At 36.6% G+C, this 16,238-nt stretch carries 14 protein-coding genes and 2 tRNA genes; 7 read left to right on the forward strand and 9 right to left on the reverse strand.

Features of this window, described 5'->3' with window-relative positions; translation table 11 throughout:
• The first annotated feature begins 1 nt into the window (after position 1).
• The 3 genes from R2800_10135 to R2800_10145 all read left to right on the forward strand — a co-directional run bounded on the left by R2800_10135 (position 2) and on the right by R2800_10145 (position 1,955).
• Positions 2–75, forward strand: a tRNA-Pro gene (locus R2800_10135).
• A 174-nt stretch (positions 76–249) separates the two neighbouring features.
• Positions 250–1,095, forward strand: coding sequence for a 4,5-DOPA dioxygenase extradiol (ygiD, locus tag R2800_10140; protein ID MEZ5017399.1), 846 nt, complete (start codon positions 250–252; stop codon positions 1,093–1,095).
• A gap of 32 nt (positions 1,096–1,127) precedes the next feature.
• Entirely contained in the window at positions 1,128–1,955 is an 828-nt protein-coding gene (locus R2800_10145) for a 1,4-dihydroxy-6-naphthoate synthase (GenBank protein MEZ5017400.1), read from the forward strand.
• On the opposite strand, the gene hpt is transcribed toward R2800_10145, so the two are convergent.
• From hpt to R2800_10175, 6 genes are all read right to left on the reverse strand, one after another.
• A complete protein-coding gene (hpt, locus tag R2800_10150; GenBank protein MEZ5017401.1) occupies positions 1,952–2,488 on the reverse strand; it encodes a hypoxanthine phosphoribosyltransferase in 537 nt (178 codons plus the stop codon). The two genes, R2800_10145 and hpt, sit on opposite strands and share 4 nt — an antisense overlap.
• Before the next feature lies 1 nt (position 2,489).
• The gene (locus tag R2800_10155; protein MEZ5017402.1) at positions 2,490–4,535 is read right to left on the reverse strand and encodes a glucosaminidase domain-containing protein; all 2,046 of its coding nucleotides are present in this window, start codon (positions 4,533–4,535) and stop codon (positions 2,490–2,492) included.
• A gap of 18 nt (positions 4,536–4,553) precedes the next feature.
• Positions 4,554–5,204 carry an O-methyltransferase gene (locus R2800_10160; GenBank protein MEZ5017403.1) on the reverse strand — a complete coding sequence of 217 codons (651 nt, stop codon included), beginning with the start codon at positions 5,202–5,204 and terminating at the stop codon, positions 4,554–4,556.
• Between the two features lie 11 nt (positions 5,205–5,215).
• Positions 5,216–6,688 carry a sodium:solute symporter gene (locus tag R2800_10165; protein ID MEZ5017404.1) on the reverse strand — a complete coding sequence of 491 codons (1,473 nt, stop codon included), beginning with the start codon at positions 6,686–6,688 and terminating at the stop codon, positions 5,216–5,218.
• 100 nt (positions 6,689–6,788) lie between these two features.
• The gene (locus tag R2800_10170; GenBank protein MEZ5017405.1) at positions 6,789–7,460 is read right to left on the reverse strand and encodes a hypothetical protein; all 672 of its coding nucleotides are present in this window, start codon (positions 7,458–7,460) and stop codon (positions 6,789–6,791) included.
• Between the two features lie 56 nt (positions 7,461–7,516).
• A complete protein-coding gene (locus tag R2800_10175) occupies positions 7,517–8,920 on the reverse strand; it encodes an FAD-linked oxidase C-terminal domain-containing protein (protein MEZ5017406.1) in 1,404 nt (467 codons plus the stop codon).
• 142 nt (positions 8,921–9,062) lie between these two features.
• Between R2800_10175 and R2800_10180 the strand changes: the two genes are divergently transcribed.
• Both R2800_10180 and R2800_10185 read left to right on the forward strand, forming a co-directional pair.
• Positions 9,063–9,395, forward strand: a complete 333-nt coding sequence (locus R2800_10180) for a PadR family transcriptional regulator (GenBank protein ID MEZ5017407.1) — start codon at positions 9,063–9,065, stop codon at positions 9,393–9,395.
• Positions 9,396–9,405: 10 nt separating this feature from the next.
• Positions 9,406–10,062: a PspC domain-containing protein gene (locus tag R2800_10185; protein ID MEZ5017408.1), complete on the forward strand. Its 657-nt coding sequence runs from the start codon at positions 9,406–9,408 to the stop codon at positions 10,060–10,062.
• Between the two features lie 36 nt (positions 10,063–10,098).
• Here R2800_10185 and R2800_10190 read toward each other — a convergent pair whose 3' ends face one another.
• Entirely contained in the window at positions 10,099–12,735 is a 2,637-nt protein-coding gene (locus R2800_10190; GenBank protein ID MEZ5017409.1) for a PAS domain S-box protein, read from the reverse strand.
• Positions 12,736–12,907: 172 nt separating this feature from the next.
• Here R2800_10190 and R2800_10195 point away from each other — a divergent pair, with 172 nt between their 5' ends.
• Together R2800_10195 and R2800_10200 are read left to right on the forward strand one after the other, a co-directional pair.
• Positions 12,908–14,329, forward strand: a complete 1,422-nt coding sequence (locus R2800_10195) for a dicarboxylate/amino acid:cation symporter (GenBank protein MEZ5017410.1) — start codon at positions 12,908–12,910, stop codon at positions 14,327–14,329.
• The gene (locus R2800_10200) at positions 14,329–15,420 is read left to right on the forward strand and encodes an acyltransferase (protein ID MEZ5017411.1); all 1,092 of its coding nucleotides are present in this window, start codon (positions 14,329–14,331) and stop codon (positions 15,418–15,420) included. The genes R2800_10195 and R2800_10200 overlap by 1 nt, the downstream gene beginning before the upstream one ends.
• Before the next feature lie 29 nt (positions 15,421–15,449).
• Here R2800_10200 and R2800_10205 read toward each other — a convergent pair.
• Together R2800_10205 and R2800_10210 are read right to left on the reverse strand one after the other, a co-directional pair.
• Positions 15,450–15,523, reverse strand: a tRNA-Ala gene (locus R2800_10205).
• A 12-nt stretch (positions 15,524–15,535) separates the two neighbouring features.
• Positions 15,536–16,231, reverse strand: coding sequence for a methyltransferase domain-containing protein (locus R2800_10210; GenBank protein ID MEZ5017412.1), 696 nt, complete (start codon positions 16,229–16,231; stop codon positions 15,536–15,538).
• Positions 16,232–16,238: the final 7 nt, after the last annotated feature.

The raw sequence follows: 16,238 nt of genomic DNA on the forward strand, positions 1-16,238 counted from the left end.
TCGGGAAGTGGCGCAGTCCGGTAGCGTACTTGGATGGGGTTCAAGGGGTCGCAAGTTCGAATCTTGTCTTCCCGACATATTATCAACACGACCTACCTTATAAGTAGGTCGTTCCTTTTTATACTATTTCCTTATACTGTCATTTAAATCCAATCAATTTTTAGTGCGAATAAACAACTACCTTTGTACATACAATAGTCCTTAAAAATATACTATATGAAAAGAATGGACTTTCTTAAAATTTTAGGTATGACTACATTATCAACTTCAGGAGTTATTAGCACGAATCTACTTGCGCAAGAACTTCATAGTTTGGATGAAGAAGAATTTATGACCCCCTCACTTTTTATAGGGCATGGACATCCTAAAAATGCCGTAGAGCGTACAAGATACACCGAAACGCTAAGTAAAGTTGGAGCAAGCATTAAAGTCCCTAAAGCCATTATAGTAATATCGGCACACTGGCTTACAAAAGGCACTTATGTAAATGGAGCTGCTCAACCTAAAATGATCTATGACTATTACGGCTTTCCTAAAGAATACTATGAAGTTCAATACCCTGCTCCAGGCAACCCCGAACTGGCTAGAGAAGTACAGCAGCTTATTAAGAAAACAGAAGTAGGCTGGGATACCGAATGGGGGTTTGACCATGGAGGTTTTATAGCATTAAAAAGCCTATTTCCAAAAGCTAACATACCCACATTTGAACTAAGCATTGATTACAATAAGCCATTTAGTTATCACTATGAACTTGCTCAAGAGCTAAAAGAACTAAGAAAGAAAGGAGTATTAATTATAGGAAGTGGTAATATGACACATAATCTAAGCGCTATAAATCCTGACGAAAAAGCACAACCAAATGACTGGGCTATGGAATTTGATGAGACCCTTAAAAAACTATTAGACAACCATAATCATAAAGAGGTCATCAATATCAATAATAACAGACTTATGAATATAGCTCATCCAGAGCCTAGCCACTTCTTACCTCTGCTATATGCGCTTGGTGTTAGTAGCGAGAATGATGTAGTAACACATCCATATATGGATTGGGTACATGGAAGCTTGAGTATGCGCTGTGTACAATTTGGGTAAGCTCATTCCTTTATCTTAACTACTTTTGCAGCATGCAGTTAACAATAGGTTTCAGCCCATGCCCCAACGACACATTTATTTTCGATGCCATGATAAATGGCAAAATAGATACAAAGGGGTTAACCTTTAAGCCTGTGTTAGAAGATGTAGAGACTTTGAATAATTATGCTACACTAAACAAACTCGACATCACTAAATTAAGTTACAACGCCTTTTTACATACTGTAAATAACTATGCACTCTTACATGCAGGAAGCGCTTTAGGTAATGGAGTTGGGCCATTATTAGTTGCTAAGCAAAAGCTTGATCTAGTTAATATTGCTGATTATAAAATTGCTATCCCGGGGAAAAACACAACCGCCAACTTATTATTGTCACTAGCTTTTCCAAAGGCTACTAACAAGCATGAGCTAGTATTTAGTGAAATTGAATCAGCAGTTTTAAAGGGAGAGTTTGACGCAGGGCTTATTATCCATGAAAGCAGGTTCACTTATGCTCAAAAAGGGTTAAACAAATTAATTGACCTTGGAGACTGGTGGGAACAAGAAACTAATGCTGCGATACCATTAGGAGGAATTGTTATAAAACGTACACTTGGCAAAGTGATTGCAGCAAAAGTCGATGAGGTCATAAAAGCAAGTATTGAGTATGCCTGGCAAAACCACCCCAATCTATCGACCTATGTAAGTGACCATGCTCAGGAAATGGAAGAAGATGTTATGCGCCAACATATCGACTTGTATGTTAATGATTATACAACCAATTTAGGTTCGGTTGGCACAAGTGCAGTGAAACAGCTATTTAGTTTAGCCAAAGAAAAGGGGTTAATAAAAACACTGCCTGAAAATATCTTCTACTAGTTAGCAAGTTGGTATATAGACTTGAGGTTTCTTCCTAGGCCATTATAATCTAACCCATACCCAACTACAAACTTATTCTCTATTTCAAAGCCAATATAATTAGGTTGTAGATCATATTGTAAAGCTGAAGGCTTAAATAAAAGCGTTGCTATTTTTATTGACTTGGGTTGCTTTGCTACTAGTTCCTGCAGGAAACTGTGTAGTGTTCTGCCTGTATCAATTATATCTTCCAAGAGCAACACATCCCTATCTTTAATATCTTCTTCAAGGCCAATAGCACTTACTACGTTACCAGTAGACTTCAACCCTTGATAAGACATTAACCTAACAAAAGTAATCTGCACATCACCTTCTAGCTCTCTGTACAGATCAGAAGCGAATACAAAAACACCGTTCATAACACCAATAACTAATGGAGGGTTATCTCTATAATCCTTATTTATTTGCTCTGCTAATTCTTCTATTCTCTTCGTGAGTGTCACTTCACTTATAAACAGTTCAAATTCCTTATCATGTAGCTTAATGTTACCCATACTACTTCTTAACTTGGAGTTTCATTCCTGTCTTAATAGCATCAAAATCCAAATCATTCCAATCCATAAGCTGCCTCATGCTTATCTTATGTTTCTTCGCTATGCTAAAGGCTGTATCTCCGTCTTTCACAACATAGTATTTTGATGGATCTTCTTGTTCTTTCTGTTTTACTACTTCAGTAGTTTTACTTGTTGGCACTTTCTGCATAGTCTTTACCTTAGCCTCTTCTTTAGGGCTATCGTAGACAACTGCATCAAACTGAGCTTTTAACTTATCTAACTCAGATTTTGGTTCCTCTTTTACTACAGGTTCTGCCTGTGCAACTACTTCCTCCTTAGTTTCATCTTCTTCTTGCTTCTTCTTAAGCAAACCAATAACAGGGATAGTGATCTTTTTCTCTGCAGTTTTATCTTCCTTTATATCAGTAGGTGTCTCTACAACCTTCTCAACTTTTTTATCTGTAGAAGGCTTAGTTATAACTGGCTCAGTGGCAACAGGAACAGGTGTCTCTGTTTTTTCTACTGGCACTTTTACTGTTTTAGTAATGGTTGAAGCACGGTTACTTTGTGGCACATAACGAGGATTAGTAGTGGTCTCCTCTTTTTTAGACTCTTTATTCTCCTTCTTATTATAAAGAACATCGTCAAACTTCTTCTTTAGAGCATCTATACTTTCTTCCTCTTTGGGTGTGGATGTTTCTGTTTTATAAGCTATTGTATTTTCTTCTTTTAGCTCTTTAGCAATAGGTGAAGTAGCCGTACTTGTTTGAGGAGGGGTGGTTGTAACCTTTATAGCTGACTTCTCCTTAACTGTAGCGGACGGAGCAACATACCTTGGATTAGAGGGTATTGGGCTCCTGTTAGTTTTTACATATCCTGCCGATTGGGTAGAGCTATTTTCTTTCACTACCTCTTCTTTTGGAACTTCATATACTCTAGGTTTTTCTTTAGCCTTATTTTGAAGCTCTAACACTATACCCGGTACAGGCTCCTCTCCCGGCAACATAAAATTCAACTCTCTTAAGTACTTTAATTGTATTCCTTCTTTTTGAGAAATACTATGCATGCTTTCTCCAGGCTTTACCATATGCATAGGCCTTACCCCTCTAAAATGTTTCCTCTCTAAGTACAGATACATATCCTGAGATAATATCTTTTCATTTAAATCGTTTAGCTCTAAAAAACGTTTGTACCTAATGCTGTTTTTTATAGCATATTCGAGCGGTGCCTGACCTTCTTTAGCATAAACAGCTCTAAGACCATTTACCTTTACAGGTTGTCCATATGGGGGATGGTTTAGTGCATGTTCTTCCCGTACAGGAACTGTCCTTTGTTCCGCCACCTTCATTCCACTATTGCTTACCGTCTTGGTAACAACAGGCACAGTAGCAACTGTAGTAGATACCGTAGTTGGTGTAGGAACAGGTATTACTTTATTAGTAGCTTCCTCTTTTATAACAGGATCATTATTAGGTATTATCTCATTTTCTCTTTTTGTAGCATAAGTATCTCCTAACGAGTTATTACCCATAGCAGCATAAGTATACTGCTGTAGCTTATAATCTTCAATTAACTTGATCAACATTTGAGCATAGCGAGGGTTTGTTGCGTAGCCTGCTCTCCTTAAACCAACACACCATGCAGCATAGTCCGTGATGGACAATTTGAATAAAGAAGCATAACGGGGGTTATTGCTTAAATAATCCGAATGGTCTTTATAAGAATCTAATGGGTAATTATACTTTCTAAAGCACTCGTTAGGTGCATCATCTGTGTGCTTAATCGTTTGTCCCTTCCAGTCCCTTTTACATTTAATTCCAAAATGATTATTACCTAACGTTGCCAACCGGCTTGTACCAGCGCCAGTTTCATGTATTCCCTGTGCAAGTGTTACAGCTGCAGGAATCCCTACTCGCACTTGTTCGGACATGGCCAATTCTCTGTAAGTATTTATATACTCCTCAACTAATTCAGGTTTTTGCGCTTTTACTTCTGCTATAAATGCGATCAATGCAATAACCAAAAATCTCAATCTCAACTTTACCATTAGTGTTTGTGTTTTGTATTACTTTATTTTACGTGCAACCATTATGCCATCTCTTATTGGCAAAAGTACTTGCTCAACTCGCTCATCATCACGCAGCTTAGTATTGAACGCATGTAAGGCTTTTGCATTTTTACTTTGATCATTCTCATCCATCACAACCTGCCCTTCATACAATACATTATCTGCCAATATATAACCTCCTACTTTTACCTTATCAAAAACCATGTCGTAATACAACGTATAGTTTACTTTATCTGCATCTATAAAAACCATATCAAACTCCTCATCGATTGTCGGTAATATATCAGCTGCGGTACCAATATGCTGTGTTATTTGATGTTCAACGCCAGCTTCACAAAAATAACGAAAACACATATCTTCCAATTCTTCGTTAATATCTATAGTGTGTAAATGGCCGTCTTTAGGCATCCCTTTTGCCATACATATAGCAGAATAACCTGTATAGGTACCTATCTCTAAGACTCTTTTAGGTTTTATCATATGACTCATCATTTCCAAAACAGCACCTTGCAAATGCCCTGATAGCATAACCGGCAATGCCACCTTAAGGTGTGTTTCTCTATTTAGACGCTTCAACACATCGGACTCATCCGTTGTATAATCTTCAGCATATTTATTTATTTCTTCCGGTAATAAAACGCGTGTCATTTACTAGTCTTTTATACGTTATTTATAACTTGTCCTTCTCCTTTTTTCGAGATCAAAAACAGCAACAAGAATGCTATTCCTGCATTTATTATTAATAGTTCTAAGCCTATTTGATAGCCCCCTAACCATGCCTTGTCATTCATCTTTAAGAAATAAGAGATAACAGGTGCTGCGATACAAACAAGAGGAACAAAACGATTTACCACTGCTCTCTTTGTAAAAATACCAAAGGCAAAAAGTGCTAATAAAGGGCCGTAAGTATATCCCGCTACTGATAATAAGGTTGTTATCAAAGAGCCATTATCTACTTCTCTAAAAAAGAAAATACAAGCTAAGAAGATAAGCGCAAAGCTATTGTGTACAATTAGTCTAACATTATTTTTCTTCTTTTCGTCCCAATCCTTCTTGTTTTTCATGCCCAACATATCAATACAATAAGAAGAAGTAAGAGCGGTTAAAGCACCATCTGCACTAGGAAAAAGCGCAGATATCAACCCGATCATGAAACACACTGTTATTATAAATGGCAAGCCACTTTTCAATGCTATCATTGGGAATATATCATCACCTACAGCTGTAATAGCATGAGCATCTGCATATAAATAAAGCAAACCGCCTAAAAGCAAGAATATAAAATTGGCAATTAAAAGTATAAAGCAGAAAGTGATCATATTCTTTTGTGAGTCTTTCAAGTTACTCACACTTATATTCTTTTGCATCATCTCTTGATCAAGCCCCGTCATACCAATGGTAATAAATGCACCACCTAATACATTTTTCCAAAAGTTTCCTGTTGCACTTACATCTGTATTTATTATCCTATTATACCCTTTACTTGATAACGCCTCCCATGTGCCAGCTAAATCCAAATTCAAATCACTCATGATGTAACCTACACATACTAGCAATGCTAATAGCATGAAGGTAGTCTGCAAAGTATCTGTCCATACTATTGTTTTTACACCACCTCTGTATGTATATAATAATATCAATGCTAGAATCAATATTGCAGTAAACTCAAACGATATACCAAAGTCTTCCAACACAAACTTCTCTAAAACTTTGATAACTAGGTATAAACGTAAAGTAGCCCCCAACGTACGAGAAAGGATAAAGAATAATGCACCTGTCTTGTAAGATGCTACTCCTAATCTCTTTTCCAAATAAGTATAGATAGAGGTGAGTTGCATTTTATAGTATATAGGAAGTAGTATAAATGCTACAGCAAAGTATCCAAGCCAAAAACCTATTACAATTTGAAAATAATAGAACCCTGAGCTGCCTACTGTACCGGGTACAGAGATAAAGGTCATCCCTGAAAGCGAAGTGCCTATCATACCAAAAGCCACAACCCACCATTTACTACTACGGTTCCCTATAAAGAATGATTCATTATTAGACCCCTTTGACGTGTAAAAAGCAATACCTAATAAAAGAGCGAAATAGGCAATTACAATTATTAGTAAAATGGTAGAAGAACTCATATCATGTGAAAATAGTGAAACGAGCTAATATTGAGTAATCAAGTGCGCAAAAGCCCTTCTTAATAAAGGGCTTTTATTTATTAATATGTTGTATTTCTTTCTAGAAACCAGCATTTATGCCAAGACGTACAGCAATAGTACCTCTATATGGGCTATACTTATCCTGAAGCACATCATATAATAGCATAGCTACAAAAGACGTCCTGGGAGATATTGGCTGTCTCAAGCCTCCACCTACTAACAATGCAGGTACTTGTATAGTTTCAGACACTTTAACAATTGGGGGGTAGTTTCCGAACGCTTTACTTTCATCCGGTGTATACCTATTTAATGACATTATATTATGTTCATACTCTACGTGAGCAAATATATTATTCCAAATAATATACCTTGCCCATAAACTTGGAGAATATATGTGTGAGGTAAATGGATAGTATTCCGCCTCTCCTGTAGCAGGGTTTATAAATCTATAGCTTTCACTATACTTAACTTTCAAGTATTGATAACCTAGACTAATACCCGCAGAAAAAGCATCGGAAACCCTATAACCAATTACAGGAGTAACACCAATATTAGTAACTCCTGAACCAATACCTAACACACCCCATCCTCCAAATATTAAACGGTCAGTGCTAAAGCCTTTTTCTTTTTCACGCTTCACATTACCGTTTGCATCGGTTTTTACTGGGCGTCCACTGCTGTTATAAACATCTTGAGCAGATGTAGCTATGGCCAGCAAACACACTAGTATTGTACTATATATATATTTCATGCTCATAGTTAGTTAGATAACGAAGTTAAGGTAAAAAAGTTGCCAGTATTGTTATGCTATTCAAAAATCTTTCCGGGATTTAATATGCCATTGGGATCGAATACCTGTTTTATCTGTTTCATAAGCCCCAATTGCGTTCCATTAAAAGCAATTGGCATATACCCTTTTTGTACAAGCCCTATACCATGCTCTCCTGATATAGTACCACCAAGCTTTACAACTTCTTTAAATAATGCCGCTATACCATTTGTTAACTTATTATTCCAGTCATCGTCACTCATGCTCCCTTTTATAATGTTTATATGCAGATTACCATCGCCAGCATGCCCATAGCATACTGACTTAAACCCATACTCCTTGCCCAAGCGTTTTACAATATCTAATAATTGGGGTAGCTCTGCCCTTGGCACTACTGTATCTTCCTCCTTATATATTGAATTACTCTTCACAGCCTCACCTACTTTCCTCCTCAGGCTCCACAGCATTTCTTTTTGCTCGTGACTATCTGCAAAAAGCACCTCCCCAATATCAAAACCCTCTAAAATCTCCGTTATACCTTCTATTTCTTTGTATAGCAACTCTACTTCATTACCATCTACTTCTATAAGCAAATGTGCTTGTATATCTTCCTGAAGTTTGATAACCGTTTCACCAGTAAATTTTATTGACCATTCTAAAGCGTCCCTCTCCATAAACTCCATACAAGAAGGCGTATAGCCTGCTAAGAATATGGCATTAACCGCCTTACACGCTTCTATAGCAGAACGAAAAGGAACCAATACAAGCATATTATGCTTTACTGCAGGTATTAACCGAAGTACTATTTTGGTAACTATACCAAGCGTTCCTTCACTACCTACCAATAGCTGCGTAAGGTTATACCCAGTAGCATTCTTTAGCACATTAGCTCCTGTCCATATTACATCCCCACTGGGTAGCACTACCTCCAAATTAAGCACATAGTCTTTTACTACACCATATTTTACCGCTTTTGGACCACCCGAGTTTTCAGAGACATTACCTCCTATAAAACAAGACCCTTTACTAGCCGGATCAGGAGGATAGAACAACCCCTCTGCTGCAACAATATCTTGCAACTCTTGCGTTATCATACCAGGCTCAACCGTTACTTGCAAGTTTCTTTTATCTAGTTCTATTACTTTATTAAGCCTTTTCATATTCAATACTACTCCACCATGAACAGGTAATGCTCCTCCACTCAATCCCGTACCTGCACCTCTCGGTGTAACTGGGATATTATTGGCATTACAATATTTCATCAATTCACTAATTGCCCCGACAGTAATTGGTTCTACAACTACTTCTGGCAAATACTTTAAATCCTCAGTATGGTCATGAGCATTATCATTAAGGCTCTCCTCATCGACAAAAACATGCTTAACGCCATCAATACGTTTAAGATGTTCTATATCCTCTTCTGTTATCTTTTTATATGGCATACTACAAAGGTCTTAAGATATCTGATAAAAGTAAACAAAATGCTTTGCCCAATACCTTCTTTTACATACTACATTGTTAAATTTAGTACTATGTTTTGCATAGTACTATAAATACACTACATTTGCCTATAAATAATAGAATATGAATATAGAAAATACAGAATCGCAGATGAGAAAGGGATTATTAGAGCTTTGTATTCTAGGTATTATACAAAAAAGCACAGAGGCTTACCCAAGTGATATACTGGAAGGACTGAAAGAATCAAAACTTGTGGTTTTAGAAGGCACTCTATACCCTTTATTGACACGCCTTAAAAATGCGGGGCTCTTGAGTTATAGATGGGAAGAGTCTCAGAACGGTCCCCCTAGAAAATACTATGCTTTAACCGAATCTGGGATTGAAACTTATAATAAACTCCTGAGCACCTGGAATGACTTGAGTAAATCAGTAAACAACCTAACAGCTACTATATAAAACAACTACTATGCAGAAAATAATACAAATTAACATTGGTGGACGTGTAATACCTATTGAAGAAGATGCCTATAAAAGTCTTTATGACTACTTGAGAGCTCTTGGAAGAAACTTTTCATCCGAAGAAGGTAAGGATGAAATAATACAAGATATAGAAAACCGCATAGCAGAGCTTTTTGCAACAAGACTTGAAAATGGCACTGCGGCAATAGACAGAGAAGATGTAAACAAAGTGATTGCTATATTGGGTAGGCCCAGCGACTTAAACAATGATGACAGTACCTCTTACACGAACTATACTACATCAAGTTCCACTTTCAGCAATTACGATAACCAATACACTAGCAGAAGGCTATTTCGTAATACACGAGATAAAATGCTAGGTGGTGTTTGTAGTGGCGTGGCTAGTTACTTTGGTATTGACCCCGTGATCGTAAGACTAGTATTCGCAATGCTTTTCTTAGCAGGCATTGGCTTTGTAGCATACATCTTAGCATGGATCATCATACCTGCAGCTAAAACGCCAGCTGATTTTGCTCAAATGACAGGAGAGCCCATGACATTTGATACTTTCAAGAAAAATATGACGGAAGAGCTTCAAGACCTAAAGAAAAAAGGAGAAGAAATGAGCAATGAATTAAAAGACTTCTTTAATAAAAAGAAATAAAAAAAAGTCCTTGTTATATAGCAAGGACTTTTTTTGTTAGAATATTATTTTAAAAGTAGTTCCCTTATCAACAACACTCCTAACTACTACAACACCACCCATGGCTTCAATTTGATTTTTAGTAATAAACAGCCCAATGCCATTGGCATCTGTATTCCCATGAAAAGTATTGTACATACCAAAGAGTTTATTCCCATATTTTTCTAAATCTATTCCAAGACCATTATCACTAATTGTCAATTCTACCCTTCCAGAAACTTCCTTTGCATATACACTAACTATCGGATCTCTTTTAGGGCTTCTATACTTGATAGCATTAGAAATAAAGTTTAATAAAATACTTTCTAGATAGGCTTCAATATAATTTATAGTTAGGCCTTTAGGTACTTCAATATCGATAGCAACGTTGTGAATATTAATGTCTCCCGATAATATTTCAATAGTTTTATTTACATATTTAAACAGTTCAAGCTCTTTTATATCTTGTTTGAGATTTGCTGTCTGAATAGACACCACCTCACTTAGATGCTCAATCGTTTCGCTAAGTTGACTTGCGACACCTTTCAAATGTTCTTCCAGCTCCTTTCTTTCGTTTATGTCTTTTGCACTTTCTAAAAGTTGTAATAAAAGCTCAAAATTCCCAGAATAGGATCTTAAGTTGTGCGTTACAATGTGAGCAAAATTAAACAACCTCTTATTCTGCTCACTAACAATATCTAGGGTCTTATTGAGTTCTATTTCCTTCTCTTTTCTATCAGAAACATCTCGCATACTCCCCTCTACGCCGATCGGCCGACCATTATCGTCTAGCAAAGCATGAGCATTTACAGACGTATGTATTAATCTACCTTCTACATCATTAAGTCTTATCTCAAAATCGTTGACCTTACCATTTTGTATTAGCGTTTGCATCAACTTCTCTCTATCTTCAATATTATGGTAAAAGTCAGAAACAGGTCTTCCTATCAGCTCTTCCCGTTTCATTCCAGAATATTTTTCAATAGAAGGGCTTATTTCTGTTATTAACCCGTCGTAGTCCGTTCTATAAAATACGTCTTGGACGTTTTCGAATATAGTTCTATACTTTTTTTCTTCTGCTGCTAATGCCTTTTGGGTTTCAGTGATTACTGAAATATCTGTAGCTACACCCAAGAAACCAGATATCTCTTCATTTTCATTTCTAACGGCGGTAACAACTAATTGTACCGGGAAAGTACTGCCATCTTTCCTTATATAGGTCCATTCTCTAGAGTCATGCTTGCCTCTTTTTGCATTCTCTACAAAAACATCAAATCCCTTGATATCCTTACCATATAATTTGCTTAACTCTTCCCCTCTTTTTTCAACTTCTTCGAGAACATGTAATATGGACGGGGTTTGCTTATTGATCATCTCCTCTGCCGTATAGCCCAGCAACTTCTCTGCGCCAGCGCCAAAATGCGTTATAACACCATTATAATCCGTAGCTATAACAGACACTCCTGTCGTTGCATCGTAAAGCCCTTTTACTTCTTGGTTGGCCTTTCTTAGCTTTCTTTCAATTCGTTTTCTTCCTGTAATATCTTCTAACTGAGAAATGAAATGAACCGGGGCTCCTTTGGCATCACGTACAAGAGAAACACTGAGTAATACCCATACGATATGGCCATATTTATGGTAGTACCTTTTTTCCATTTGGTAGCTATTCTCCTTACCCTCTAATAACATTTGCACATTATCCAAGTCTTTATCCAAGTCCTCAGGATGTGTAATATCTTGAAAAGTTTTTTTAAACAATTCATCACGACTATAGCCAACAATATCACAAACTTGCTCGTTCACTTTTAGCCATTTCCCTTCAAGTGATACCAACGCCATCCCAATTGCTGAATACTCAAATGCGTCTTTAAAACGACGCTCACTTAACTCTAGATCTAATTGAGTTCTTTTTTGTTTGTCAATATCTTGAAAAGTACCATAGGCCTTAACACACTTACCATCAATAAAATCAGCTTCGCCAATAGCTCTTACCCATTTCTCATTCCCTTTAGCTGTAATAATTTCTAATTCTAGATCAAAAGGCTCTCCCTTTTCTACTAATTGTGAAAAGGCTTTCTCAATTTTCTTTCTACTTTCTCCCTGTTTATAATAAGAAATACCAGTTTCCACTCTCGGCACATGACTAAAACTTTCCTCATGTATTTCATAAGTAACCTTACTCCATGTGTTTGTATTTTTAATCAAATCAACTTCCCAAGCGCCAACTCTAGCCATCTCACTAGTTTGCCTCAACAGCTTTTGGGCACTTTTCAATTCAAGTTCGGCTTCTTTTTGTTTTGTTATGTCTATATGACATCCAACCATTCTTACAGGGCTGTCTCCATCCCACTCTATGACACTGCCTGTACACAACACCCAAACAGTTGAACCGTTTTTGTGTTTATATCTTACTTCATTATTATATGGAACTTTTCCTTTCGATTTTACGTGCTGATTGAAATTGTCTAGTACAATTTCTAAGTCAGAAGGGAAAATTAATTTTTGCCAAGTATCTGGGCTATTTTCAAGTTCATCATCTTCATAACCAAACATAGACTTGAAAGTGGGACTTAGATATTCTTTATCTTCTGCAATATTCCAATCCCAATACCCTGCTAAAGTATCTTCAAGTATTTTCTTATGTATATCTGTCATGCTTAATAGGCTATATTAACTGCTCTGACTAACTTACAATACAATAGTTAATCATGGTTTATGTAAAATACAGAAATAAACACATATTCTTATTGTAATATTACCCTATAAAACTATAAAAGTAGATACTGTATTTATATACTTTTACGCTACCACATAATAGACATTTAGTATGAGCGAAAAAAAACTCCCTTTGCATATTAAGATTATAATTGGGTTAATAGCAGGTGTATTATGGGCTTTTTTAGCGGGATGGCTAGGTATAACAGAGTTTACCATCAACTGGATATCTCCAATAGGTACTATATTTATAAAACTACTTAAACTCATTGCTGTACCACTGGTACTTTTCTCTATCATTGATGGTATTGCTGGACTATCTGACACAAAAAGTATTGGTCGATTGGGATTAAAGACCCTATCACTATATCTGATCACGACAGTTATGGCAGTGAGTATAGGATTATTACTAGTAAACACTATAAAACCCGGTAATAAAATAGACGAAGAGCAAAAAATAATTAATAGGATCTCTTATGAGTTGTGGGCAAAAGACAATGGAATAAAAATATTAGACAACAAAAATTATTCAGGCAACCCGAGGTACAGCGCATATACACAACAAGCAACAAATAAACTAGTAGAAGAAGGAGTAAATAAAAAAATAGAAGATAAAATAAGCACTGCTAAAAACCAAAAAGGCAAAGGACCTCTACAAGTAATCGTAGACATGGTACCTGGCAATATCTTTGATGCTTTTACTAATAGTAAAATGTTGCAGATAATAATCTTTGCTGTCTTTTTTGGCATTACTATAATATCATTACCACGTGCTAAAGTGGAAACGGTCATATCCTTTGTTAGTGGAGCCAACAACATCTTTATTAAGATGGTAGAGATTATTATGCAAGGAGCTCCGGTTTTTGTTTTTGCCTTAATGGCTGGTAAACTAACAGAAATGGCAAAAGACAACCCTGACAAAATAGTAGACCTACTGGGAGGGATAGTTGCTTATATGATTGCCGTTGTGGCAGGGCTAGCATTTTTAGCTTTTATTCTTTACCCCTTAATAGTTACCCGAGTTGTTAAAAAACTTAGTTATAAAGGATTCTTTAAAGCTATAAGCCCGGCACAGTTCTTAGCATTTTCTTCCAGTAGTTCTGCGGCTACACTACCAGTAACTATGGAATGTGTAAATAAAAACCTAGGCGTAAAAGAAGAGGTTAGCAGTTTTGTATTGCCTATTGGGGCTACTGTAAACATGGATGGCACTAGTCTCTATCAAGCTGTAGCTGTAGTTTTTCTTGCACAAGTACATGGCGTTGACCTTACAGTTACTCAGCAGCTTACCATTATTGTCACCGCCACATTAGCATCTATTGGTACTGCAGCTGTACCAAGTGCAGGTTTAATAATGTTGATCATTGTACTACAATCTGTGGGGTTAAACCCTGCTTGGATTGCCTTGATATTTCCTGTAGACAGAATATTAGACATGTGTCGTACTGTTGTTAATGTAACAGGTGACGCTACGGTATCAACTATTGTAGCTGGTTCAGAAAAGAAAATAACCTACCCACCAATAAAAAACTAATGAGCATCAAATACATAAAAGGCTTTGATGCGCTAAGAGCTATATCAATTCTTTTTGTTTTGCAGGCTCATTTGGGCACTTTTCATTTACTACCTAATAGCACTTTTTTAAGGGAGGGTGTTTGGCATCTTATATCCGGAAGCACAGGAGTTAATATCTTTTTTGTTCTCAGCGGGTTCCTAATTACAAGAATATTACTTAATGAAAGAAGAGAATACGGAACTATCAATCTTCGCAATTTTTACATACGGCGATTATTGCGTTTAACCCCTCCAGTTATCATTCTACTATTGGTACTTTTTTCTTTAATGATAACAGGATTAATAAAAGAAAGCTATCTAGGATTGGCTATGGCAAGCACCTACACGTTCAACTATGCCCCTTTACATGACATGACTCCCGAGCTCGGGCATATGTGGTCTTTATCGGTTGAGGAACAATATTACTTTCTTTGGCCAATAGCCCTATTAGCTATCAAAAAACATAAAACTATTTTAGCCTTATCTGCAATACTTATTTTCGTTTGCATATTGTATATGCAGTACATTGGTCACATACCTATTATAGACACACACTCTATTTCAATAAAAGGTTATAATATAATTTTAGGCAAGTTCTTTAATACTCGCCATTGGTTAATACCTGCAATAGGACCAATTCTAATTGGCAGCTCTATATCAATGCTTATTCATTATAATCAAGAACGAGCGAATAAACTCTTCTCCACAAACAAGCTTATCACTCCTATTGCTTTACTCTTGTTCTTATCTCCACTTTTTTTGCCGCTATCAATAGCGGGCTTTTTTGCTCCTACACAGTCATTAGGTGTTGCTTTATTTTTAACGTGGATTCTATTCAACCAGACCAATGCTATATGCAATATTCTTGAGCTACCCCTGTTAAGATATATCGGCCGCATATCCTATGGGTTATATGTTTACCATGGATTATTTGTACGAACTGGCCCAGAAGGAGCTACACTAACTATTCAGCAGTTTCCAATAAATATCATACTCACCTTTATCACTGCCATACTTTCTTACGAATTAATGGAGCAAAAAGTACTGAGGTATAAACAGCAATTTAAATAACAAAGCCGCCGATAGGCGGCTTTGTCTTGTGGAGAATACCGGAGTCGAACCGGTGACCTCTTGCATGCCATGCAAGCGCTCTAGCCAGCTGAGCTAATCCCCCTCCTATTTATTATTAAATATACTTAGGATCAATGTAAGTATAGGTAGGCTTGTCTCTTTTTATACCATACATCATTAAGTTCGTTTCGTGTAGCATAGCTCTTTGATTAAAGATACCATTGTCTAGGCCTAGCTTTCTTAAAGCTTTCACGTACATACTTATATACCAAGGATATTTGTTTAAGCCAGAACCAAAGTCAAACTCCGTAACATCCTCTACTCTAGAGAATTTATTACCACGTCTAGGAGTTTGAACACTCTTAGAATCTATAAATTCTATATTGGGGAATAGATAGTCAATACCCTGAGGGGTAAATCGCCACATGTCAATTGGTATTCTATGTAAACGCCAAGAAAATGGCACGCTAAATAACAACACCCCATCTTTATCTAGCAATTTTTCAATATTCTTTGCCATACCAAAAATATCTGTCACATGCTCCATTACATAGTGGCAATGTATGGTCTTATACTTTTGTATCGGCAGTTTTGCTATACTTTCGTCATCACAAAGATTCACAACATAATCCACACCTTCTCCTTCAAAAATATCAATGCCAATAAAATCTTTAGGCATATTGCCTTCATGAATATCTTTTGGGGCATACTGAACATAAGAGGCATCCACCAAGGAGCCTATTTCGAGGCATGGTCCTTGTAGTTCACCGCTAAATTGCTTAAAAAAATCAATTGTTTGCTTAGTAGCCATAGTAGAG

It is taken from the genome of Flavipsychrobacter sp., assembly GCA_041392855.1.
In the GTDB taxonomy this organism is placed as follows: domain Bacteria; phylum Bacteroidota; class Bacteroidia; order Chitinophagales; family Chitinophagaceae; genus UBA5543.

Bases quoted from the DNA above. Each gene is read 5' to 3' on its own strand.
- ygiD (MEZ5017399.1), top strand. From the start codon at position 250: ATGACTACATTATCAACTTCAGGAGTTATTAGCACGAATCTACTTGCG.
- R2800_10145 (MEZ5017400.1), top strand. From the start codon at position 1,128: ATGCAGTTAACAATAGGTTTCAGCCCATGCCCCAACGACACATTTATT.
- hpt (MEZ5017401.1), bottom strand. From the start codon at position 2,488: ATGGGTAACATTAAGCTACATGATAAGGAATTTGAACTGTTTATAAGT.
- R2800_10155 (MEZ5017402.1), bottom strand. From the start codon at position 4,535: ATGGTAAAGTTGAGATTGAGATTTTTGGTTATTGCATTGATCGCATTT.
- R2800_10160 (MEZ5017403.1), bottom strand. From the start codon at position 5,204: ATGACACGCGTTTTATTACCGGAAGAAATAAATAAATATGCTGAAGAT.
- R2800_10165 (MEZ5017404.1), bottom strand. From the start codon at position 6,688: ATGAGTTCTTCTACCATTTTACTAATAATTGTAATTGCCTATTTCGCT.
- R2800_10170 (MEZ5017405.1), bottom strand. From the start codon at position 7,460: ATGAAATATATATATAGTACAATACTAGTGTGTTTGCTGGCCATAGCT.
- R2800_10175 (MEZ5017406.1), bottom strand. From the start codon at position 8,920: ATGCCATATAAAAAGATAACAGAAGAGGATATAGAACATCTTAAACGT.
- R2800_10180 (MEZ5017407.1), top strand. From the start codon at position 9,063: ATGAATATAGAAAATACAGAATCGCAGATGAGAAAGGGATTATTAGAG.
- R2800_10185 (MEZ5017408.1), top strand. From the start codon at position 9,406: ATGCAGAAAATAATACAAATTAACATTGGTGGACGTGTAATACCTATT.
- R2800_10190 (MEZ5017409.1), bottom strand. From the start codon at position 12,735: ATGACAGATATACATAAGAAAATACTTGAAGATACTTTAGCAGGGTAT.
- R2800_10195 (MEZ5017410.1), top strand. From the start codon at position 12,908: ATGAGCGAAAAAAAACTCCCTTTGCATATTAAGATTATAATTGGGTTA.
- R2800_10200 (MEZ5017411.1), top strand. From the start codon at position 14,329: ATGAGCATCAAATACATAAAAGGCTTTGATGCGCTAAGAGCTATATCA.
- R2800_10210 (MEZ5017412.1), bottom strand. From the start codon at position 16,231: ATGGCTACTAAGCAAACAATTGATTTTTTTAAGCAATTTAGCGGTGAA.